Source organism: Bacillus sp. FSL K6-6540, assembly GCF_038007545.1.
Genome location: NZ_JBBOXH010000002.1, coordinates 1,387,804 through 1,408,388, shown reverse-complemented (window position 1 = coordinate 1,408,388; position 20,585 = coordinate 1,387,804). Strand labels below are relative to the sequence as shown.

The following is a 20,585-nucleotide window of genomic DNA, read 5'->3' as shown; positions in this document are numbered from 1 at the left end:
GGTTTGATTACAATGAATAACCTGTGCCGCAGTAAACAATCCCCATTTGAATACACCTTATCTCTTATAGGGGGCAAATGGAAAATGAGAATTCTCTATGAGTTAGGGTGTGAAAAAACGATGAGATACGGCGAGCTGAAAAGGGCTGTGCCCTTCATCACCCATAAAATGTTAAGCGCACAGCTTAAGGAATTGCAAACTGACGGCCTTATTCATCGGTATGAGGTTTCTCAAACCCCACTGAAAGTAGAGTATTCGTTATCTGACAGAGGGCGATCTTTGTATCCCCTCATAGATGAAATGTGTAAGTGGGGAATGGCACAAGGAATGCCTCATATGTAAAACTACTTACAAAAAAGTGCGTACTTGTTTCCCATTGAGAGGAATTTTATACTGAATGAAAATGCTTCTTGTGGAGGAAAAAATGACAAAACAGGTCTATATCATTCATGGCTACGGAGCCTCCTCAACAAATCATTGGTTCCCTTGGCTGAAAAAACGCCTGCTCGCAGATGGGGTCAAAGCAGACATTTTAAACATGCCTAATCCGCTCCAGCCAAGACTTGAGGATTGGCTGGATACACTCTCTTTATATCAGCACACTTTACATGAAAATACGTATTTGGTTGCGCACAGCTTAGGTTGCCCCGCCATTTTGAGATTTTTGGAACATCTTCAATTACGAAAACAGCTTGGGGGAATCATACTTGTTTCCGGCTTTGCCAAATCATTGCCCACTTTAAAGATGTTAGATGAATTTACACAGGGATCGTTTGATCATCAAACAATCATTGAGTCCGCGAAGCACCGTGCTGTCATTGCTTCTAAGGACGACCAAATTGTGCCTTTTTCATTCAGCAAGGATCTGGCACAACAAATTGATGCTGCGTTATATGAAGTTCAGCACGGAGGTCATTTTCTAGAAGATGAGGGATTTACTTCTTTGCCTATTGTTTATGATGTTTTAACCTCTTATTTTTCAAAGGAAACTCACTAACATCTTTCACCCATCTGCTTCAATCAAGCCCGCGAAAAGCGGGCTTTCTGAGTTATCGTTTGATCAATACAGATAACTCACCTTCAAACACTTTTACTTCTTTTTGATTATAAGTAGATAGCAATACTGTGAGTATTCCCAATTCATTTCTCTTTGGCTGCTTATCAAGAACCTTAACAATTGTAAACAATTCATCATCCGGATATACAGGTTTTATGAATGTCATATGATTCATCTCTGTTCCGGCTATAATATCGTCTCCATAGAAACCTTCTTCAATCCAAAGTTTAAAAGATATGGCCAGTGTTTGTATGCCGGAAGCGATAATTCCATTAAATCTGCCTTTATTCGCTTTTTCTTCATCTACATGCATATACTGAGGGTCAAATTCACCCGCAAACCGCATAATATCATCTTTTGATACTTTTAATGATTTCGTTTTGAAGACCTGGCCAATTGTAAACTCATCTAACTTCATTCTTACACCTCTATTTTTTCAATTGTCTATTTTGTTTATTTTAGCACTGTGATGAGCAAATAAAAAATTCTGTTTTTCGCTAAACAGACGTATCGTGGCCTGGACTGCAGGCACTCATCATATACTTAAATAATATTGAACAGCTCTCAACACTTAGTCGTCACTTGGCCGTTTTGCTAAACTGAAAGCTCCCTCATATCTTCCAGGCAGCCTTCAGTTTTTTTATGCCTTCTCTTATGTCGGATTCAGAAACCCCAGCAAACCCGAGCGAAACCGTATTTGTAGGAGGATGATGTTGATAAGAAAGAGAAACAGGATAAATTTTTACTCCATGTTTTTTCGCCTTCTCAATTAACTCTTTTTCACCAAATGGCAAATAAACGTCAAGTAAGATACGAAGCCCAGAGTTTTCTCCGCGAATTCTGACATGCTCTCCTAATTCCCTTTGCACTGCCTCTAATACAATGGCTCTTTTTTTGCGGTAAAGTTTTCTCATTCTGTTGATGTGTTTTTGCCACTCTCCATTTTTTATAAATTCAGCTAGGGTTAGCTGACTGTGGCAGGACACTGTCTGCTTATATAAGGACGTGATTTCATGCCCCTTTTTTAAAAGAGGCGAAGGAAGAATCATATAGCTGATACGCAGCGAGGGCAAAAGAGACTTAGAAAAAGTGCCCATATAAATGACACGGTTATGCTGATCAAGCCCTTGCAGAGAAGGAACCGGCTGTCCTGTGTACCTAAATTCCCCGTCATAATCATCCTCTATGATAAAGGATTGATGTTCAGCCGCCCATTTGAGCAGCTGAATTCTTCTGTTGATCGTCATGATTGTTCCCAGCGTAAATTGATGGGAAGGTGTGACATATACAAGGTTTGGCTGCTGTTCTTTGATCTTCTGTATACAGATTCCTTCATCATCGACTGGTATCGGAACAATATGCATGCGATTGGCTTCAAAAATTTTGCGTGCTCTTGGATAACCAGGATCCTCATACCCTATAGAAATATTCGGCTCAAAAACTTGGCACAAGATTTGCAGCAGAATAGGGTTCCCGGCACCTATAATCACTTGTTCAGGGCCGCAATGAACACCCCGAGATTGATACAAGTACTCTGCAATGAGTGTTCTCAGCTCAAACTCTCCTAAAACATGTCCCGGCCGATAAAGCTCGTGTCCATATTGGTCTAAGCTATTGACCATGCTTTTTCGCCATGCGGAAAAAGGGAAGTAAGAAGAATCTACATTCCCATAATGAAAATCAATCGATTGTTTATTTTCTTCTGGTTCTTGTTGAATGGGTGTTGTGCTTGGCATTCTATCATAAGCAAAATCAGAATCATGATAATCAGCAAACCACCCGCTTCTTGGCTTGCTCACAATATAGCCCTCAGCAGCGAGCTGTTCATAGGCACGTTCTATAGTCGTTTGGCTGATGGAAAGCTGATTCGCCAAGAGTCTTTTTGAAGGAAGCTTCATTCCTTTTTGAATACGTCCCCGATGCATATTTTCTTTAAAATACCGATAAAGCTGCTGATAAAGCGGACTATCCAGATTTCTATTCAAAAAAGGCGTGATATCCATTTGCGCGTTGTTCTCCTAACTGGTATGCATTTTTTTATGAAAACTGGCCGTTTAAAAAAGGCCAATTCCAGTTTATAGTCATTGTAATCCTTAGCTGCTGGTTTTGTTAAGAAAATACAGACAATGAACAAGAAAGATATGTGGAGTGATTGTAATGAACAAACGAACAAATGGCTGGATAAATGGTTTTATAGGCGTACTCATTTTCAGCGGCTCGCTGCCTGCGACCCGTTTGGCTGTGTCGGACTTCGATCCGCTGTTCCTCACCGTATGCCGCGCTGCGATAGCTGGTGTACTGGCGGGAGGTCTCCTTCTCATCTTCCGGCAGCAGCATCCTTCCAAAAGAGACCTCATTTCATTATTAGTGGTAGCGTTTGGCGTAGTGATTGGTTTCCCGTTGCTGACAGCTTTAGCGCTTCAGCATGTCACTTCCGCACACGCCATTGTCTTCATTGGACTTCTTCCGCTTGCAACGGCGGTCTTCGGCGTACTGCGCGGGGGTGAACGCCCCCGCCCCGTTTTCTGGATTTTCTCAGCCGTTGGCAGCTTGTTAGTAGCAGGTTTCGCCCTCATTCAGGGGGGAGGTACATCCCCGCTTGGCGACGCGTACATGCTGGCTTCTATTGTCGTATGCGGTCTCGGTTATGCAGAAGGGGCAAGGCTTTCACGGCGTCTGGGGAATTGGCAGGTGATCTCATGGGCACTCGTTCTGTCGCTTCCTCTTATGCTGCCTTTGTCGTTCTTTTTTACGCCGGACTCATGGTCGGCGATCGGCGTTCCCGCACTGCTCAGTCTTGCATATGTATCCTTATTCAGCATGCTGATCGGCTTTGTGTTCTGGTATCGAGGTCTTGCCCAAGGCGGAATTGCGGCGGTTGGGCAGCTCCAGCTTCTCCAGCCTTTTTTTGGACTGCTGCTTGCCTCAGTGATTCTGCACGAGAAAGTGGGCTGGGCACTCGTAGCAGTAAATATCGCCGTTATCATGTGTGTTGCTGCTGCACGGCGATTTGCAAAGTAAGGCAGACCTTTATCGTAAACTTCAAAAATGCATGAAGGTATAAAAATACCAAGGGTTGCTGGCCCTTGGTATTTTGCACGCGATCGAGCAGACTTGAGTCTCCCGCTTAGACATATAAGTCAACACCCATTTACCTGCCGCCATTATCAAATCCGCTCTAATAAATCCCCCACTTTTTCTGCCATGACACGAGGTGGATAAGGCATTTCGTTTTTGTTTGCATTTATATCCCACTTTACATTCAATACCTGAAGAAAAAGGGGCAAAACTTCTTAAGATTCTTAGGTTTTCGCGATGCTATTCAAGATCGTTTCCTCTTCTTAAACAGTTTTCAATATCATCCTATCTATTCCATGGTAATATTTAGATACATAAACTTATATATGAAGCTGACCTGAATTAATAGAGAGGAATGAAAAAATGAAGAAACGCAGAAAGATATGTTATTGCAATACTGCCCTGCTGCTTATGATTTTGCTTGCTGGATGTACGGACAGTAAGGATGGAGAAGCACAACAACCTTCAAATCAAGCTTCTGCTGTGCAAACTGACGAAAAACACACTGAGCCTGAAGAGAGCACCAAAATACGCAAGGATGAAGCGGAGCCAATAACAGAATCAGAAGAATCCGCAACAAAAGCTGCAAATGATACCTCTTCAGCAGAAGAGAAAAGCAAAGAAGACAATGTATTGGCAGCATACTCTTCGGAAAAAATTGAATATGCCAGAGTTTGGCTTCAACTTGGACCTAATCAAGAGATAGATGAATTAAATGTTCGACATATTGCGGCTGGCGAGCCAATTAATCCTAATGATGATACAAGTGCCAGCTATCCAGAAAATGTGACCCAGTTGGCAGGTTCTCGTTTAGTGGATGGATCAGTCACTTATCATGGCAATGGGGATGGCACAATTCATGTATATAATGTGCCTTTACGCTGGGATTCCGCTGATGATATAGAAAAAGGCGTCATGCGGGAAGTGACTGAGAGTATCATAAAAAACAGAAAAACAGTGTACGTTGATACAGGCGACGATGAAAAAATCAAGCGGCTCATTGATATCATGATGATTCATTAATCAGTATTCGTTTGTCTGCACCTGACTAAAAACAATGGTTAATAAGGTATATTAATACAAAAACAAAGTTTGGAGTGTAGTAACTTGCTAAAAATCTTCCGGTTCTATTAGTTCTCCTAGGCATTCTAAATGTAATGAGCCATACCATTGAGCTATTTCATTGGATAGATTTCTAGGTGTTGCATTAATATTTTATAACGCTGTCTAGTGGCATACAATGTTAGAAGCATTTCAGCAGTAAGTGAATGTTGTCCTAAGAAAAAACAAGCATCTTACTATGCTTGTTTTTCTTCTATAGAAATGATCTTATTACGCTATGATGCTATTCCTTTAGCCTGAACCTTGGCGTGCCTAATCCTTTAATCCCTTTCCATCGAGAATTTTTTGCACATATTTTTCGACTCTCGATTCTCGGGTTTTGGATTGTTTGGCTTGAGAAAAATAAAGAGTGTACGCTCTTTGCCGTCCCGGGGTCAAAGCTTCAAAAGCAATTTTCAATGCAGGGATTTCATCGAATTTATTTTGAAGTTCTTCAGGAATGTTCAATTCAATATTTTTGTTAACATCCACTTTCAAACCGGCTTTTTCAACTTCAATGGCTTCGTGAATATAGGCTTTCAAAATGTTTTCTAGCTCATTTATTTCCTGAACATTTGTAAACCGAATCTGGCGCGCCGCCTGTACATTCTCCGTTTGTTGAATGAGAATTCCATCTGTATCCTGTAATAAGACGCCTTTGTGGAACAGAAGCGCGCAATATTCTTTAAACCCATGTATTAAAACAATATTTTTATTATGATATGTGTAACAAGGATGCATCCACTTAAAATCTTCAGTCAGCTCACAGTCAAGAATGATGGTTCTCAACTTCTCAAATTCTTCCTTCCACTTTTTCGCTTTACTTAAAAATTCATCAACCTTCGGATTTGTTCTGCTATTTGTCATGAAGGAATTCCCCTCTTTCCAATCTTTTTACATTTACGTGAATTCACAATAATGAAGTCCAGTTTTATTTTTGACATCTCGGTATTTATTTTATTCTTCTATAGGTTCCTTCTCTTATTATTCAATAGATTAAGCTCAAAGTGGGGATGATGCAACAACAAAAAAAGAAGGCCCACAAGCCTTCTCTTTTTGTATAATTATTTCACTGACAATCTGAAAAAATAACAATTCGATGATTATATATCTTTTTTATTCTTGCCAATGCATAAGGTTACGGCAACACTAGCTATACTGACTAAAGTTCCTGCAATAGAAACTAAAATTGTCAAAAAGCCATTGGGAATAAGAAAACCAATTGGAATGAGCCCCAGAAAAGTGAAAACGATAAAACATTGGTATACACCAGATATTATTCTTACAACCAAATTGCCAAAAAAGGACATGACTAATGGAGGGATAAATAATAATACAACGATTCCAATTGAGATCATCAAGATAATAGGTTCATCAAATGAGATGACATGATCTCCAGGCGACTCTTTAGCAGCCGCTAAAACAACAACGATAGACATCATTAGTGTAACAAAAACAAGAGAAAACCTTTTTAACAACGTTATGACTCCTTTACCTAAAGCGAGTAATCCTGCCTTTTTCAAATCCGATAACCATTTTATGTGATTCAATTAAAGAATATGCAGTGAGTGACACAGCTATAAGGAATCCTGGTCAAATCTTTATAATAGATTTAATGGAGCAACTATAGTTAGTTAGAATATTAGACGACGCAATAGACTTTATCTAACAATATAACAAATTAATGTAAATTAAACAATCCTATCCTTTAGCGGCCCCTAGACCATACCACCACCGGAATGAGTAATAAGGACAAAATCCCTCCAATAAGTGATAATGCGAGGTAACTTGAACCTGCCACAATCATTCCAGATAATGCTCCGCCAGCAGCTCCTGACAACGCAATCAGAACATCCACTGTCCCCTGCGTTTTAGCTCGTGTGGCACTATCAGTTGAATCTACAATAAGGGCAGTCCCGCTTATCAAACCAAAATTCCACCCTAATCCCAGTAAAGAAAGAGCAATGACGAGAAGAACCATAGAATCTCCCGGAGCAAATGCTGCTATTACACCTGCCAAAAGCAACGTTGTTCCAGAGGAAATAGCCATTGCGGTACGTCCCAACCTATCTACAAGAACACCTGTAACCAGTGAAGGGAGATACATAGCACCTATATGAAAACCAATAACAAGACCGACTGCACCCAAGTCATGGCCATGATGTCTCATATGAACCGGTGTCATTGTCATAATAGCTACCATTACTATTTGGGTAAGAACCATAACCGTTGCCCCAACGATTATCCCTTTTTTGTTTTCTGTATGCTCAGCTGCCGCCAAATGTCCTTTATCACCAGGCTCTTCATTTGCCGCTTCTATTGTTCTTGCTATAACTAATGGATCTGGACGAAGCATAATGAAAAGGACCACACCTGCTAACATATATGCTGCTGCGGCTAAAATGAAAGGGCCAGCAAGTGATGGAACACCAATAGAAAGAGCGAAATCCCCCATCACATTCACTAAGCTTGGACCTGCCACTGCGCCAAATGTAGTAAAAACCATGGTTATACTAACAGCAGTCGCTCGCTGCTTATGATTTGCTAAGTCTGTACCTGCATAACGGGCCTGTAAATTAGTGGCTGTACCTGCACCGTAAATAAGCAACGAAATAAATAACAAGAAAATACTATTTATGATTGCTGCCATAATAACGCCTATTGCTCCAAGTCCGCCAATCATAAAGCCAGCTGAAAGACCTGTTCGACGGCCATAACGTTGAGAAAGTCTTCCAACAATTAATGCAGATCCTGCTGACCCTAAAGTAAACAAAGCAGAAGGAAGACCAGCAAACGCATCAGTGCCAAGCATTTGCTGTGCAATAAGCGCACCGACAGTCACTCCTGCCGCCAGCCCCGCACCGCCAAAAATTTGTGAGATACTCACAACGAATAGTGTACGCTTGTATAACGATTTTTGTTTTTCTGGTGAACTGATGTAGCTTTGTAATGAAGCAGTTTGAACATCTATTGCTTTTACGCTGTCCTTGTCTAACATCATCTGACCTTCCTTTCTAAAAGCCAATTTTGTATAAACCTCCCTCTAGATGTGGATCATCATAACACGCACAAAAAAGCCATACAATGTCATAATTGTATGGCAAACAATATTAGGTAAGATCGTCTAGCAAACGTCTCATGATCATTAATCCTTGTTCAAGCTCTTCAAGTGTTTTTGGTGCACAGACAGAAACCCTTACAGCCCTTTCAGGACAACTATTTCCCACTACAAAGCGTTCAGCCGCATACACTTGCACGCCATGTCGAGCAGCCAACTCTTCAAATTGAGCGCCAGTTATTTTACCCGGTAACATCAACCAACGAAAAATGCCTGTTTCAACACCTAAACATGTATATCCCGCAACATAACGGTTTACGATTTGATTTCTGCGAATGGTTTGTTCACGATGACTCTCAATTAAGACTTCAAACTGATTTGATACAATCGTGCGAGCAGTAAGTTCAGCTAATAGCGGGGAAACGGTTATATTTAAATTATAAAGCGCCTTTGATATTGGCTCCTTATATTGTCTCGGCACTGCTACATAAGCCAAACGCAGGCCTGGCGCTAACGATTTTGATAAACTTGCAATATGAATAACCTGTTGCGGTGCGAATGAGGCGAGTGCCGGAAGCGGCTTTTTGCTAAGAAGATGGTACGATGCATCCTCAATAACAAACAGATTATATTTCTTTGCAATGTCTGCAACCATTCTTCGATTCTCAACAGACATAAAGGAAGTCGTCGGATTATGATAATCCGGGATTAAATACAAACCTTTAATATTTTCGTTTTTACACGCATATTCAAGTGACTCCGGACTCATTTCATCGTTTTCTGATTTTATCGGTACGATTTGCACACTAAGCAATGATGCAACAGTTTTTAATCCAGGGTACGTATGATGGTCAACACCGATGCGGTCTCCAGGCTTACAAAGACTCGCCAAAGTCGCAGCAATCGCATTTTGTCCCCCATTTGCAAATAAAATGTGTTCAACAGTTGTTTCAAACCCGCCTCTTTGGATGAGCTTTACAGCTGCATCTTTTTGCCAAAGGCTTTCACCTGCCCGGCCATAGCTAAACCATTTTTCATAATCCTCCTCATGAACCATGTTTTTTAGTTGGTGTAACAAGGGCTCATATGAAGCGTGATCTGGAAGTATTGCTCCCATTTCAATTAAATGTTTCGGCTTTGTATCCTCAAGTAAATACGCATTCGACAACGCATCATACGATACAAATGTGCCGCTCCCTACAGTCGCACTTAACAACCCCTTTAACTCACACACTTTAAATGCTTTTGAAATCGTACTCACATTTAAATCTAGATAATCGGCCAATTCTCGCTGCGGAGGAAGTTTTGTTCCAGGTAATAAAACTCCGTTTAAAATATCCTGTTCCAATTGCCCTGCAAGTGCTTTATAAATAGGCTTTTCAGCTTTATCAATTGATGGCTTCCAGCTCATCGGATAGTTTTCAAAAGAATTGATAGGCATGATACGCATCCTTTTTCACTCAATTATATGAATGTGCCGTTTATAAGACAATTATAACTTTCTTTTATTGATGCTTTTTTATGAACAGCATGCTTCAATAAAACCTGTACAAATACAAGTGAATCACTTACTTTATTTCATATAAGTCATCCTGCAAAACTGTGCACAGAATGTCGGATAAATACATTTCACTCCTGTTATTCTTTGGTTAAAGGAGGCCAAATAAATGGATTTGCTTAAAAGTATGAATAGGGCGTTAAAGTATATTGAAGAAAACCTCACTAACGATATTGATTTTCAAGAGGCAGCAAAGCTTGCTTTCTGCTCTGAATATCATTTTAAAAGGATGTTTTCCTTCCTTTCAGGTATTTCATTATCGGAATATATTCGTCGCAGACGTCTTACTCTTGCAGCTTTTGAACTGAAAGACAGCAATGTAAAAGTGATTGATATTGCAATAAAGTACGGTTATAACTCACCAGATTCTTTTGCACGGGCATTCCAAAATTTACATGGCATAAACCCATCAAAAGCCAGATTTAATGGCCATCCCCTTAAAGCTTATCCACGAATGACCTTCCAGCTAACAATTAAAGGAGGAAATGAAATGAACTACCGTATTGAAGAAAAAGAGGCATTTCGCATCGTTGGCATTAAAAAAAGAGTTCCTATTATTTTCAAAGGAATTAATCCGGAAATTGCATCTATGTGGGAAAGTTTAGATGAAAAAGCAATAAATAAACTAAAAGAGCTATCTAATGTAGCACCATCAGGCCTCATTAGTGCATCCACGAATTTTTCTGAAGGTCGGACAGAGGAAAACGGAGAGCTCGATCACTATATTGGCGCAGCCACAACGAAACGGTGTCCAGATAACTTCTCACGGCTTGAAGTTCCTGCCTCAACATGGGCTGTATTCGTATCAATCGGGCCATTTCCGGATACACTGCAAGAAGTATGGGGACGCATTTATTCCGAATGGTTTCCATCGTCAAATTACGAACAAATAGAAGGTCCAGAAATATTGTGGAACGAGCATAAGGATGTAACATCACCATCTTTTAAAAGTGAAATTTGGATACCAATCACAAAAAAGTAATACGTTTTTCGATCAAAGAAGAAAAATTGAAGGTTCTTGAAGAAAAAATACCAAGGGCGTCAAAACCCTTGGTATTTTTGATACTGCCGAGAGGGCTCAAACTCCACCAGTGTTTTTCATTGCCGGACCGGTCATGTAAGCAAAAAAAGCCCCTATATATCCCGATTTGCATGATTCCTAATCTTTAATATCGATTTTTCACTCTCCATAGAAGGCTCTTTATTTAAAGCCAATATTAAAGTTATCCCTATAATACAAATAGCACCAATCCATTGAAAAGAACCAAATGGCGCTTTTAACCAAACGACAGTTGTTACAACAGCTGATAGAGGCTCTAGACTGCCTAGTAGGCTTGTTTCTTTGGGAGAGAGGCTTTCCAAGCTTTTTATGAAGAACCAAAACGCAATCATTGTTCCAAATAATATCACGAATAAGATATATGCATACGCCTCAGCAGTTAATCGTTGAAAATCCAGTTGCCATGGCGGATGGATAAAACCCAATGCAAAACCGCCAATAATCATAGCCCAACCTACAACGACAAGAGAATCAAATTTATTTAATAAACCAACGGCATACAAAGTATAAAAAGCTGCCGCGAATCCTGATAAAACTCCCCATACTACTGCAGCTGCCGGCACTGAAAGTTGAGACATTGAACCATTTGTTAACAAAAAAAAGCAACCCACTAAAGCAAGTACAACAGTTATGATATCTTGTTTGGTAAGAACCGTTTGTTTTCGCAACAGCGTGTAGATAATGACGATTACTGGGGATAAATATTGCAATAACGTAGCAACGGCAGCATTCCCATGTTGAATGGATGCCATATATGTGTACTGCACAGCTAGCATTCCCAATAGGCCAAAAATAAGAAGCTGGCCAGCCGACGCTTTGTTTTTCCAAACCTCAATAACCTGAGACCGTTCCTTTCTGAACAGTTGCAACATTAAAAGTAACATTCCAGCCGTAAGCAAGCGTGTCGTTACAAGCCAATTGACATCAATTTGATATTCTTGAAAAAGCTTTTTGGCTACTGTGCCTCCAATCCCCCAACATGTCGCCCCTGTTATAACATAGAACAATCCCATTCTTCTATTGGAAGTATTCATACATGACTCCTCACTAATAAATATAATAATAGTGTTATAATAAATGCAAAACATGATAAAAAATACTCAAATTGAATGAAAAAATATAAATATATTGAGGTGAGAAGTCAGAATGAAGAATTTTGTGATCGATCAAAATTTAAAAGAATTAACAGAGCACCGAACGGTAGAATTACCAGTTGCCTGTTACAAGACAACGATCAATCAAAATATAAATGGCTATATTCCGCTTCATTGGCATGATGAAATCCAATTTGTTTTGATACTAAAAGGGATAGCTCTCTTTCAAATAAATGAAGAAAAAATAGAGGTTCACGAAGGGGATGGATTATTTATCAATAGTGGCTGCCTGCACATGGCCGAAGAAAAGGAAGGCTCGGATTGTACGTATATTTGCTTGAATGTGTCACCCCATTTCGTTTTATCTCAGGAACTGTATTCAAGCTATGTTCAGCCCTATATGTTTTCAACCAATTTGTCCTATTTATTTTTGGATGGAAATCAACAGTGGGCAAAAAATATTCTAGATGCTGTTAAAAAAATAAATCAATTGATTCAACAAAAGACATCGCTCTATGAGATTGACATTACGATGCAATTAACGTTAATGTGGAAAAACCTGGTCGTTAATGGTTTTCAATTAGAGTACGATCAATCTGAAATGATAAAAAGTCATCGAATGAAACAAATGTTAAACTGGATCCATCTCCATTATGCTGAAAAAATCACATTAGAGGACATTGCAAAAGCTGGCCAACTGAGCCGTTCTGAGTGCTGCCGTTATTTTAAACGAATGCTGAATAAGACGCCATTACGTTATGTAATGGATTATAGAATTCAAAAAAGCTTATTATTACTGCAACACCCTGAATCCAATGTGACAGAAGTGTCTTATCAAGTTGGATTTAACAGTACCAGTTATTTCATAAGTAAATTTCAACAAGCGATGAATTTAACACCATTATCATACAAAAAAATTTATATGAGACATAGTCATTAAAGAGAAAGAAAAAGAAGTGAATTCATAACAAAAAGAAAAGCAAACTATTTTATATAGTTTGCTTTTCAATTAACTTTGTTCTTTCCCCTTTACTTTTCTTTTTGTTCTGGTCTTCATTTATAATCTCTCCTTTCTTTATTTTTCTTCTCGGCTCAATACCCATTTGAAGGTTATTTCCCTGATAATAAACATAATGCCAATCTCGGTAGCAAAATGTTCAATGTCAGCACACCTTTTTCTGTCCGCGAAATAAGTGAAAATGCATCATTAAGTAAGTGGGCTGTTATCCATACATGAATTCCAAAGGAAATTGAATAACTCATTTTCAATGAAAAACTGATCTATGTTAATTAGTCGAGGTTTCAGGATATACACATCACAATTGACCTTTCCTTATCGGGAATCCGACACGTTCCCTATTGTTTTGATGTTGTTTTTGCTTGATCTGTTTTTTCAAAAAAGTTATTGACATCAAAAATTCGATCATGTTATTATTAAAATTTTGATATTACACCTCCATATATGGTAATCTTAAGAAGGATACCATATATGGAGGTGGATGATATGTTTCAAATTGGCGATAACATTGTTTATCCAATGCACGGAGCAGGTATAATTGAAGCCATAGAAGAAAAAGAATTCTTAGAGGAAAAACAACAGTATTATGTCATAAGAATGTCAATCAGTAATATGACAGTTATGATTCCAACGCGTAAAATATTGAGTTCGAATATACGACCAGTTACTGATATACTTGCATTAAAACACATTATGCACATTTTTCAGCATGGAGAATCAGATAGGTTACTGCCATGGAAGCAAAGGTATAAAATAAACACGGACAAAATAAAAACGGGTGAAATACAAGAAGGCGCTGAAGTTGTACGTGATTTAATGCGTATGAAGAAAGAAAAAGCACTTAATGCAAGCGAAAAAAAAATGCTGGATAATGCATATGAATTTTTGATTAGTGAACTGGAAGTAATTAAAGGAATCACTGAAAAACAAATAAAAAGTTTTGGTTAGATAGTGTATTGCATCCCAAAAAATATTTCGGAATATTATGATGAAAAGCAAATCTTCTCCAACTTATGTTTAGAACATTAACGACCTCTTTTGTTATTCCTACATTCTAATCCATTTTTATTATTTACATTTCTTCTGCGAAGATTGAAGTTTTACCAAAAAACTCAATAAAATAGTCACTTTTTTTAGTATCCTGATTCACACAGGCACGGACAAGGAGCCGTAAGGATGGAAGAGAGGTAGGGCTTTCATTGTTTTAGGTATCTCTAAGTGATTTTATTTCCAGGAGAAAAAAACAATCGATCTCCTCATTATTTTTAAGAATTTCTTATATCCACTGCCACATTGAATAATAATTGTTTATCTTCTTTTCATAAAAGAGATATGCGAGTTGATAACATCCAGATGAAACCATTTTTATAATTCATTAATCTTACTTAAATGAACGAACAGGTTAGTGAAAAAAAGAGCTATATTTGAACAAAACATTAAATAATTTATATACATTCCGCATATTGTCAATCCAGTATGTTATACTGTAAACAAACCTTTGAAGTTTTAAATCTTTTTCTATACCTTGTAGCATCTCCCTACTCGAACGTTGAGTAGGGTTTTTTATTGAGTATGATATAGACATAAAAAAAACAGGCCCTATATAAAGAGCCTGTTTGTATAAACGATTGAAGATTAAGCTTTTTGAACGTTAGCAGCTTGAGCTCCACGAGCACCTTGCTCAACGTCAAACGATACTTTTTGACCTTCGTCTAAAGATTTGAATCCGTCACTTTGGATTGCAGAAAAGTGTACGAATACATCGTCTCCATTTTCGCGTTCGATAAAGCCAAAACCTTTTTCTGCATTAAACCATTTAACTGTACCTTGTTCCATTTTTGTTGCCTCCTAGTGTGTAACCACACAGTATATACTATCCTTGCCCAAAGTATCATCAAGACGAAAAGTCAATCTTCATACTATCCTTTACACCGAACAAAAATAATTCTTCTTTATTATATCAGGAATCGGAAATAACTGCAAATTATATTTACGATTTATTCATGGCATTATTTGTTAAACATGTGTATACCAGCGCAGAATAAGAGGCCTATTAAAAACTATGGTTTGAAAACACCGTGAAAAATGAATCACGAGTTGTCTTCAAACCTTTTTCTTTGCTTAATAGTACTTAGCTCAGCTGTTTCTTGTTCAAGAGCAAGATAATCTTTTAAAAGCAGGGCTGTTCACTTGTAAAACTTTGTTTCTGCAGATGTTTCCAAACAGTCACTCATGGATATACCCATTACTTCATTCCTTTTTTCCTCAAACAATCAATGTTCACGGTCAAATAAATCGATCCCCATGGGGGAGCATTGAGAGAGTTTGACCCAATAAAGTGCTGGGTATAATCTTCATACGCCTTTTGTATCCCGGCTGACTCTGCTAATAATAAACTGGAAATCAGTTTATTATTTCCAATAATTTTACAGGTGAATAGGAAGAATACTTATCATATATGGGGTGTATAACGTTGGACCTCCAAAGGCTATAAACCGTTTTCTACACTTAGAAGATCACCAGGGAAGGGGAAACTTTTGAATATGAAAGAACAAAACCTAAGGACTTTGAGAAAACTGGTTACACCTTATGAAAAGTCCGATTTACACAAAAGCATTTGTCAAATCATTAACACATTGGTGCCATTTTTCCTATTATGGTGTTTGGCATATAAGAGCTTGTCGATTTCTTATTTCCTTACATTAGCAATTTCTGTTGTTGCGGCAGGTTTTTTAGTGAGAACCTTCATCATCTTTCATGATTGCTGCCACTATTCCTTTTTTAAGAACAGAAAGGCGAATCGAATCCTTGGAACATTAACAGGAATTCTGACTCTGCATCCTTTTGATCATTGGGCACACGACCATTCTGTCCATCATGCGACAAGCAGCAATCTGGACAAACGCGGTACAGGCGATATTTGGGTACTGACGGTTGAGGAATATAAGAAAGCCTCAACTAAGACAAAAATAATGTACCGATTGTACAGAAATCCGTTTGTTATGTTTATTATTGGGCCGATTTACGTTTTCGGGATTGCCAATCGTTTTAATCGAAAAGGGGCAAAACGCAAAGAACGGATGAATACTTATGTAACGAACCTGGGGATCGTCGCTTTGGCAGCACTTTTATGTTGGGCTATTGGCTGGCAAAACTTCCTGCTGGTTCAGGTGCCGATTTTTATGATATCAGGCTCTCTCGGAATTTGGATGTTTTATATTCAGCATACGTTTGAGGATTCTTATTTTGAAGAAGATGAGCATTGGGAATATGTAAAAGCACCAGTTGAAGGAAGCTCTTTTTATAAGCTTCCAAAAGTCATGCAGTGGCTAACAGGCAATATCGGTTTTCATCATGTTCATCATTTAAGCCCGAGAGTCCCAAACTATAAGCTTGAAAAAGTGCATAACAACACTGAACCATTGCAAAACGTTCCGACCATTACACTGGCAACAAGCCTTAAGTCGTTAAAGTTCCGCCTATGGGATGAAGAAGGCAAAAAATTTGTTGGTTTTAGCCACTTAAAAAAAGCTTCTAAAAGCCAAGTATCGGCGCGGCTAACAACGGATTAAAATAAACTCCCCATAATCGCAGAATAAAAGTGCAGACTCGCGCAACGATGTTGTGCAGAGGTCAGCACTTTTTTAGTGAACTCCACAATGCGGTACATTTGTTGCCGTATTTTCCGCAAAAAATAACACCAAAGATGGTTAAGCCCTTGGTATTATTGGGATGCGGTCGAGAGAACTTGAACCTTTACGGGTTATTCCCCCACTGGGCCCTCAATAAAGTGAATCTTTGTTTTCTGTTATAAAACCTTTATATATCAGTGTTTATTTGTATTGATTATAAAGTTTTATAATGATTTATTCATATTGAGGAGTAAAATTGGAGTAGCTGTCTTTTTAAAAAAATTACCTTATTATTGATGTTTACTTAGTAACAGCCCTGCTCGAAGTAATCAGTTAAGGTGAAAAATTAAGATTAAACACAAAAAAGCAGGCGCTATTTACCTGCTTTTTAAAAATTTTTATGCCATGAGAGTATTTTAGCTTTATCCTAAACTTAAAATTCTTTTTATTACATTAGGAATAACAAAAGACCGCTTGATTTCTTTATTTACTTGTATAATGTCTTTTTGTGTTTTCCCATTCTCTTCCCAAGTAACTTCTACTGTATAATCATTATTCATATTTGGTGGATCTCCCATAATCGCTACTGCTATTTTTTTAGCATTTTTAGGTTCATCTGTTGCGTCACCTGATGCCTCAACAACACCATTTTCTTTAAACACAGCCTCTTTTATTGAAAACTCAGAATCCCTTTTCCATGTAATATGAACCGCCCATAAGTCTTGCCTTGCAAGCTCTATGTCTTTTTCAGGAGAATAGATAACACTCCATTTTCCATCTTTTGAATTACCCTTCAAAATAGGAGGTTGGTGGGTGCCAGCATAAATAAACCATGCTAAAAAAACTAGCAGCCCAACAGAAACAATACTCGCTAAAATAAAGTTACTTTTTTTCATTGTTAACTCCAATCTCTATATGTAATAAATGGGATGTAAGCTTATTTTACACCAATGAATTCTCATTTCGTTCAATTCATTACCTATCCTTAAATAATTTTTTCGAACTTCATAACTTATCCATGGTAATATTTAGATATAAACTTACTAAAAGGATTGGACAATGAAGGTATTTGAAGCTAAGTCTTTGTTATCTGAAGCTGAAAACCGAGCAAAAGATTATAAAGAATTGAAAAATCAAATGATTAAACTAAGAAAAGCATTTAAGGCTGTTGCTGATTTGGATGACAGTGAGTTCTCTGGCAAGGGAGCAAACAATATCAAAGCATTTTATCACGATCATGTGGGTGTCACTGATCAATGGATTGATTTAATTGAAATGAAGATCGCTTTCCTTACTAGTATCTCCGGTGTTTTAGAAGATGCCAGCTTATCTGATGCATATATCGAGGAATCCTTCTTAGAACATGAATTAGCAAACGCATATAAAAAATCAAAATCAATTATGTCTGAGCAGAAGAAAGCAATGAAAGATATTCTGAATGACATCGATGACATTCTTCCACTTGATTTATTTTCAACAGAGACTTTTAAGGATGAGCTCTCTTCTGCCGAAAACAAACGGAAAAAGACTGTTGATAAAATAGGCGATGTGGACGAAAACTTAAAAACTGAATATGCAATAACTGAACCTAACGAACAATTCATTAAAGCAGACTTTCAAAAGTTACAGGAATCAACAGGTAAGGGCAAGAATGCTACACCCCTTCACTATAATGCCAAGGCATATCGTGAGAGCGATATACATAAGCAAAAAAGCGATATCGAGAAGCAGTCTGAAGCTTATTTGAAGATCAAAAAAGAAGAAGCTAAAAAACGTGAAATAAAAGATTTGAAAAAACAGCTTGTAAAGGTAACAGATCCAGACGAGTATTTAAAAATTGCGAAGAAAATAGGATACGAGAATTTGGAACCTGACCAGCAAGTTTATTTTCGCCAACTCGAAGAACTCCAACAAAAAGCTGAAATTGGAAAAGGTATTGCAGTGGGAATGTATGAAGCAGGTAAAGATACAGTGATGGGTCTCTATCAACTTGCAAGACACCCGTTTGAATCGCTTTCTGGAACTGTGAACGCAGCCTTACATCCAATCGATACTTATAAGATCATAGCAAAAGACATAGAAGACACATTTCAACGTGATATGATTAATGGAGATAGCTACAGTAGAGCAAAATGGGTGTCCTACGTCGGCAGCACTGTTGTTCTTGCAATAGTTGGTCCAAAAGGTATTGATAAAGTATCCAAAGTTGCAAAAGCCGGTTCAAAAGTTGCTGCAATTAAGACACTTGAAGCTTCAAAAGCAGGAATAAAAAAAGGTATTGAATACGTTAAAATACCAAATGTTTTTGAACAACAGTATGCAATGGCTGGTGGTTCAAGGACTTTTCCTTTCAACGTGATTGATGGAGAGAATTATAAAAGCTCTGCACTTGAAATATTCAAGACCTCGTCTAATGTACAAGGATTAAAGAAAGCTAAGCCGCATGAGGTTGTAAACGAATTAAAAACTTTTCAAAGCAGAAAATACACTTTTGGAGGACAATCATTCCTCATTGATAAGCGAGGAATGAAGCATATTTTAGAGCGCCACCATCCCAATTTATGGGATGGTTCAATTAAATCTCAACAATCTTTTCTCAATAAAGAGATGACTGTTAACGATGTTGCAGATGCGATAGAATCAATTATGAAACAAAACCATGAAGAGTTAACGAAAAAAGGAACTAAATTTAGTTATCAAATTAGAGGAACATATGAGGGTCAAAAATATGTTGTTGGCTTTCAAAAAGGAAGAGTAGGACAATTCTATCCGGAAAAATAGGAGAGGTAAAATGTTTTATATTCAATCACTAATTCTTAGGCCAAATAAGAAGATAAACGATCTTTCAATCTTAAAAAATAATATTGACGATTACTTTGTTCCACTTAGCAATATAGAGGGACTAAAGAACATAAAACCACAGTTAGACTCTTACTATTTATCTGGGGCGATTATTTTAAAATATGGTGAACAAGATTTGCTTGATGTCACTATGTGGGACTTGGTTGACCAATTGTGGGCTTATTTTTTAAATCTAATTGAAGAAGCTATTGAAACAGGAAAAAGCGAAACTTATTTTCCAGATCAACCCCTTCTATTGAAAATGAAATCAATATCGAATGATATGTTGTTATTTGAAATTGATCATAAACAAAAAGTATTACTACCGAAACTTGATTTTTTTGAATCACTCTTAAAGAATGCGAAAAGTTTCTTTGAAACTATGAATTTTGTTTTAGAAGAAAACTGTGATTATGAGTATGAACTTAATAAGATCGATGAATTGCAAACCAAAATCAAATGTATGTGAGGTTAAATGTGAATTACTCTAGAGTGAAAAAATTCTTTGATGAGAATAAAGAATATTCAATTCTTACTGGAGGCGTCACTGACAAACATATTAAAGAGATAGAAAAAGATCTCAAAGTAACCCTACCAGACAGTTATAAGTGGTTTTTAACTGAGTATGGTTCAGGAGGCGCGTTTGGGACTATGATACTCGGTTATGACTCTCATGGAGCTGAAGTTGTAGAGCAAACCAAAGAATACAGAACGTTCTACAATCTTATACCAGGTCTTGTTGTTATTGAGTATATAGATGAATTCTCTTATTGTCTTGATACAAATAAAATGGTAGATGGAGAATGTCCTGTTATCCTTTGGGACAACCATGAAGGATATGGTTATACTGCTGCAAATAGTTTTCTTGAATTCCTTCTTCAGCAACTTAAAAATGGTAAAGAGGATTTTGACGAAGATGAAGATTTTACACCCTTTTAAAAAAGAGCACAAAAACACAAATAATAATCAAATATTAAATTATTGTTAAAAATAACAATTTTACTATTTAGTTAGTATTAAAGCACCAGCTCAACCAAATAGGGCTGGTTTCTTCTTTTATACATATTAATTCAGTAACACCTCATACA

21 protein-coding genes are annotated in these 20,585 nt (G+C 37.6%); 11 read left to right on the top strand and 10 right to left on the bottom strand.

The annotated features are described in order from the left end of the window. Positions 1-12 precede the first annotated feature (12 nt). Both MHH82_RS39600 and MHH82_RS39595 read left to right on the top strand, forming a co-directional pair. A complete protein-coding gene (locus tag MHH82_RS39600; protein ID WP_072175184.1) occupies positions 13-342 on the top strand; it encodes a winged helix-turn-helix transcriptional regulator in 330 nt (109 codons plus the stop codon). 82 nt (positions 343-424) lie between these two features. Further along, positions 425-997, top strand: coding sequence for an alpha/beta hydrolase (locus MHH82_RS39595; protein ID WP_072175220.1), 573 nt, complete (start codon positions 425-427; stop codon positions 995-997). A gap of 52 nt (positions 998-1,049) precedes the next feature. Here the strand turns inward: MHH82_RS39595 and MHH82_RS39590 are convergent, their stop codons facing one another. Continuing rightward, positions 1,050-1,475 carry a MaoC family dehydratase gene (locus tag MHH82_RS39590; RefSeq protein WP_021481670.1) on the bottom strand — a complete coding sequence of 142 codons (426 nt, stop codon included), beginning with the start codon at positions 1,473-1,475 and terminating at the stop codon, positions 1,050-1,052. Positions 1,476-1,668: 193 nt separating this feature from the next. Then, a complete protein-coding gene (gene pdxR / locus MHH82_RS39585; protein WP_072175183.1) occupies positions 1,669-3,060 on the bottom strand; it encodes a MocR-like pyridoxine biosynthesis transcription factor PdxR in 1,392 nt (463 codons plus the stop codon). 154 nt (positions 3,061-3,214) lie between these two features. Between pdxR and MHH82_RS39580 the strand changes: the two genes are divergently transcribed. Together MHH82_RS39580 and MHH82_RS39575 are read left to right on the top strand one after the other, a co-directional pair. After that, entirely contained in the window at positions 3,215-4,078 is an 864-nt protein-coding gene (locus tag MHH82_RS39580; protein ID WP_072175182.1) for a DMT family transporter, read from the top strand. A gap of 420 nt (positions 4,079-4,498) precedes the next feature. Then, positions 4,499-5,158, top strand: a complete 660-nt coding sequence (locus MHH82_RS39575; RefSeq protein ID WP_003243990.1) for a lipoprotein — start codon at positions 4,499-4,501, stop codon at positions 5,156-5,158. 351 nt (positions 5,159-5,509) lie between these two features. Here the strand turns inward: MHH82_RS39575 and MHH82_RS39570 are convergent, their stop codons facing one another. The 4 genes from MHH82_RS39570 to MHH82_RS39555 all read right to left on the bottom strand — a co-directional run bounded on the left by MHH82_RS39570 (position 5,510) and on the right by MHH82_RS39555 (position 9,735). Beyond that, a complete protein-coding gene (locus tag MHH82_RS39570) occupies positions 5,510-6,103 on the bottom strand; it encodes a YdeI/OmpD-associated family protein (RefSeq protein ID WP_003234230.1) in 594 nt (197 codons plus the stop codon). A gap of 236 nt (positions 6,104-6,339) precedes the next feature. After that, on the bottom strand, positions 6,340-6,714 hold the full coding sequence (locus MHH82_RS39565; RefSeq protein WP_175291438.1) for a hypothetical protein: 375 nt from the start codon (positions 6,712-6,714) through the stop codon (positions 6,340-6,342). Between the two features lie 230 nt (positions 6,715-6,944). Beyond that, entirely contained in the window at positions 6,945-8,237 is a 1,293-nt protein-coding gene (locus MHH82_RS39560; protein ID WP_072175219.1) for an MFS transporter, read from the bottom strand. 109 nt (positions 8,238-8,346) lie between these two features. Further along, a complete protein-coding gene (locus tag MHH82_RS39555) occupies positions 8,347-9,735 on the bottom strand; it encodes an aminotransferase-like domain-containing protein (RefSeq protein ID WP_125121448.1) in 1,389 nt (462 codons plus the stop codon). 226 nt (positions 9,736-9,961) lie between these two features. Between MHH82_RS39555 and MHH82_RS39550 the strand changes: the two genes are divergently transcribed. Further along, positions 9,962-10,834, top strand: a complete 873-nt coding sequence (locus MHH82_RS39550) for an AraC family transcriptional regulator (RefSeq protein WP_072175179.1) — start codon at positions 9,962-9,964, stop codon at positions 10,832-10,834. 152 nt (positions 10,835-10,986) lie between these two features. Here the strand turns inward: MHH82_RS39550 and MHH82_RS39545 are convergent, their stop codons facing one another. Further along, positions 10,987-11,946, bottom strand: a complete 960-nt coding sequence (locus MHH82_RS39545; RefSeq protein WP_072175178.1) for a DMT family transporter — start codon at positions 11,944-11,946, stop codon at positions 10,987-10,989. 112 nt (positions 11,947-12,058) lie between these two features. On the opposite strand from MHH82_RS39545, the gene MHH82_RS39540 reads away from it, so the two are divergent. Both MHH82_RS39540 and MHH82_RS39535 read left to right on the top strand, forming a co-directional pair. After that, positions 12,059-12,946, top strand: coding sequence for an AraC family transcriptional regulator (locus tag MHH82_RS39540; RefSeq protein WP_072175177.1), 888 nt, complete (start codon positions 12,059-12,061; stop codon positions 12,944-12,946). Between the two features lie 564 nt (positions 12,947-13,510). Beyond that, positions 13,511-13,972 carry a CarD family transcriptional regulator gene (locus MHH82_RS39535; protein ID WP_024572643.1) on the top strand — a complete coding sequence of 154 codons (462 nt, stop codon included), beginning with the start codon at positions 13,511-13,513 and terminating at the stop codon, positions 13,970-13,972. Between the two features lie 687 nt (positions 13,973-14,659). Here MHH82_RS39535 and cspC read toward each other — a convergent pair. Then, complete coding sequence (cspC, locus tag MHH82_RS39530) at positions 14,660-14,860, bottom strand: cold shock protein CspC (protein WP_003234247.1); 201 nt, start codon at positions 14,858-14,860, stop codon at positions 14,660-14,662. A gap of 409 nt (positions 14,861-15,269) precedes the next feature. Beyond that, positions 15,270-15,428 (bottom strand): molecular chaperone TorD family protein, encoded by a 159-nt coding sequence (locus tag MHH82_RS41720; RefSeq protein WP_349897605.1) that lies wholly within the window; start codon positions 15,426-15,428, stop codon positions 15,270-15,272. Between the two features lie 139 nt (positions 15,429-15,567). Between MHH82_RS41720 and MHH82_RS39525 the strand changes: the two genes are divergently transcribed. Beyond that, positions 15,568-16,596 (top strand): fatty acid desaturase, encoded by a 1,029-nt coding sequence (locus MHH82_RS39525; RefSeq protein WP_072175176.1) that lies wholly within the window; start codon positions 15,568-15,570, stop codon positions 16,594-16,596. A 482-nt stretch (positions 16,597-17,078) separates the two neighbouring features. Here MHH82_RS39525 and MHH82_RS39520 read toward each other — a convergent pair whose 3' ends face one another. Beyond that, positions 17,079-17,552: a hypothetical protein gene (locus MHH82_RS39520; RefSeq protein ID WP_072175175.1), complete on the bottom strand. Its 474-nt coding sequence runs from the start codon at positions 17,550-17,552 to the stop codon at positions 17,079-17,081. Between the two features lie 163 nt (positions 17,553-17,715). On the opposite strand from MHH82_RS39520, the gene MHH82_RS39515 reads away from it, so the two are divergent. Genes MHH82_RS39515 through MHH82_RS39505 form a run of 3 tightly spaced genes read left to right on the top strand, consistent with a single transcriptional unit; the run spans position 17,716 to position 20,436 of the window. Continuing rightward, a complete protein-coding gene (locus MHH82_RS39515) occupies positions 17,716-19,437 on the top strand; it encodes a ribonuclease YeeF family protein (protein ID WP_072175174.1) in 1,722 nt (573 codons plus the stop codon). A 10-nt stretch (positions 19,438-19,447) separates the two neighbouring features. Continuing rightward, positions 19,448-19,966 (top strand): hypothetical protein, encoded by a 519-nt coding sequence (locus MHH82_RS39510; RefSeq protein WP_038827582.1) that lies wholly within the window; start codon positions 19,448-19,450, stop codon positions 19,964-19,966. Between the two features lie 8 nt (positions 19,967-19,974). Then, positions 19,975-20,436, top strand: coding sequence for an SMI1/KNR4 family protein (locus tag MHH82_RS39505; RefSeq protein WP_072175173.1), 462 nt, complete (start codon positions 19,975-19,977; stop codon positions 20,434-20,436). Positions 20,437-20,585 lie beyond the last annotated feature (149 nt).

Excerpts from the sequence above, each read along its gene's own strand:
- MHH82_RS39600 (WP_072175184.1), top strand. The coding sequence starts at position 13 with ATGAATAACCTGTGCCGCAGTAAACAATCCCCATTTGAATACACCTTA.
- MHH82_RS39595 (WP_072175220.1), top strand. The coding sequence starts at position 425 with ATGACAAAACAGGTCTATATCATTCATGGCTACGGAGCCTCCTCAACA.
- MHH82_RS39590 (WP_021481670.1), bottom strand. The coding sequence starts at position 1,475 with ATGAAGTTAGATGAGTTTACAATTGGCCAGGTCTTCAAAACGAAATCA.
- pdxR (WP_072175183.1), bottom strand. The coding sequence starts at position 3,060 with ATGGATATCACGCCTTTTTTGAATAGAAATCTGGATAGTCCGCTTTAT.
- MHH82_RS39580 (WP_072175182.1), top strand. The coding sequence starts at position 3,215 with ATGAACAAACGAACAAATGGCTGGATAAATGGTTTTATAGGCGTACTC.
- MHH82_RS39575 (WP_003243990.1), top strand. The coding sequence starts at position 4,499 with ATGAAGAAACGCAGAAAGATATGTTATTGCAATACTGCCCTGCTGCTT.
- MHH82_RS39570 (WP_003234230.1), bottom strand. The coding sequence starts at position 6,103 with ATGACAAATAGCAGAACAAATCCGAAGGTTGATGAATTTTTAAGTAAA.
- MHH82_RS39560 (WP_072175219.1), bottom strand. The coding sequence starts at position 8,237 with ATGATGTTAGACAAGGACAGCGTAAAAGCAATAGATGTTCAAACTGCT.
- MHH82_RS39555 (WP_125121448.1), bottom strand. The coding sequence starts at position 9,735 with ATGCCTATCAATTCTTTTGAAAACTATCCGATGAGCTGGAAGCCATCA.
- MHH82_RS39550 (WP_072175179.1), top strand. The coding sequence starts at position 9,962 with ATGGATTTGCTTAAAAGTATGAATAGGGCGTTAAAGTATATTGAAGAA.
- MHH82_RS39545 (WP_072175178.1), bottom strand. The coding sequence starts at position 11,946 with ATGAATACTTCCAATAGAAGAATGGGATTGTTCTATGTTATAACAGGG.
- MHH82_RS39540 (WP_072175177.1), top strand. The coding sequence starts at position 12,059 with ATGAAGAATTTTGTGATCGATCAAAATTTAAAAGAATTAACAGAGCAC.
- MHH82_RS39535 (WP_024572643.1), top strand. The coding sequence starts at position 13,511 with ATGTTTCAAATTGGCGATAACATTGTTTATCCAATGCACGGAGCAGGT.
- cspC (WP_003234247.1), bottom strand. The coding sequence starts at position 14,860 with ATGGAACAAGGTACAGTTAAATGGTTTAATGCAGAAAAAGGTTTTGGC.
- MHH82_RS39525 (WP_072175176.1), top strand. The coding sequence starts at position 15,568 with ATGAAAGAACAAAACCTAAGGACTTTGAGAAAACTGGTTACACCTTAT.
- MHH82_RS39520 (WP_072175175.1), bottom strand. The coding sequence starts at position 17,552 with ATGAAAAAAAGTAACTTTATTTTAGCGAGTATTGTTTCTGTTGGGCTG.
- MHH82_RS39515 (WP_072175174.1), top strand. The coding sequence starts at position 17,716 with ATGAAGGTATTTGAAGCTAAGTCTTTGTTATCTGAAGCTGAAAACCGA.
- MHH82_RS39510 (WP_038827582.1), top strand. The coding sequence starts at position 19,448 with ATGTTTTATATTCAATCACTAATTCTTAGGCCAAATAAGAAGATAAAC.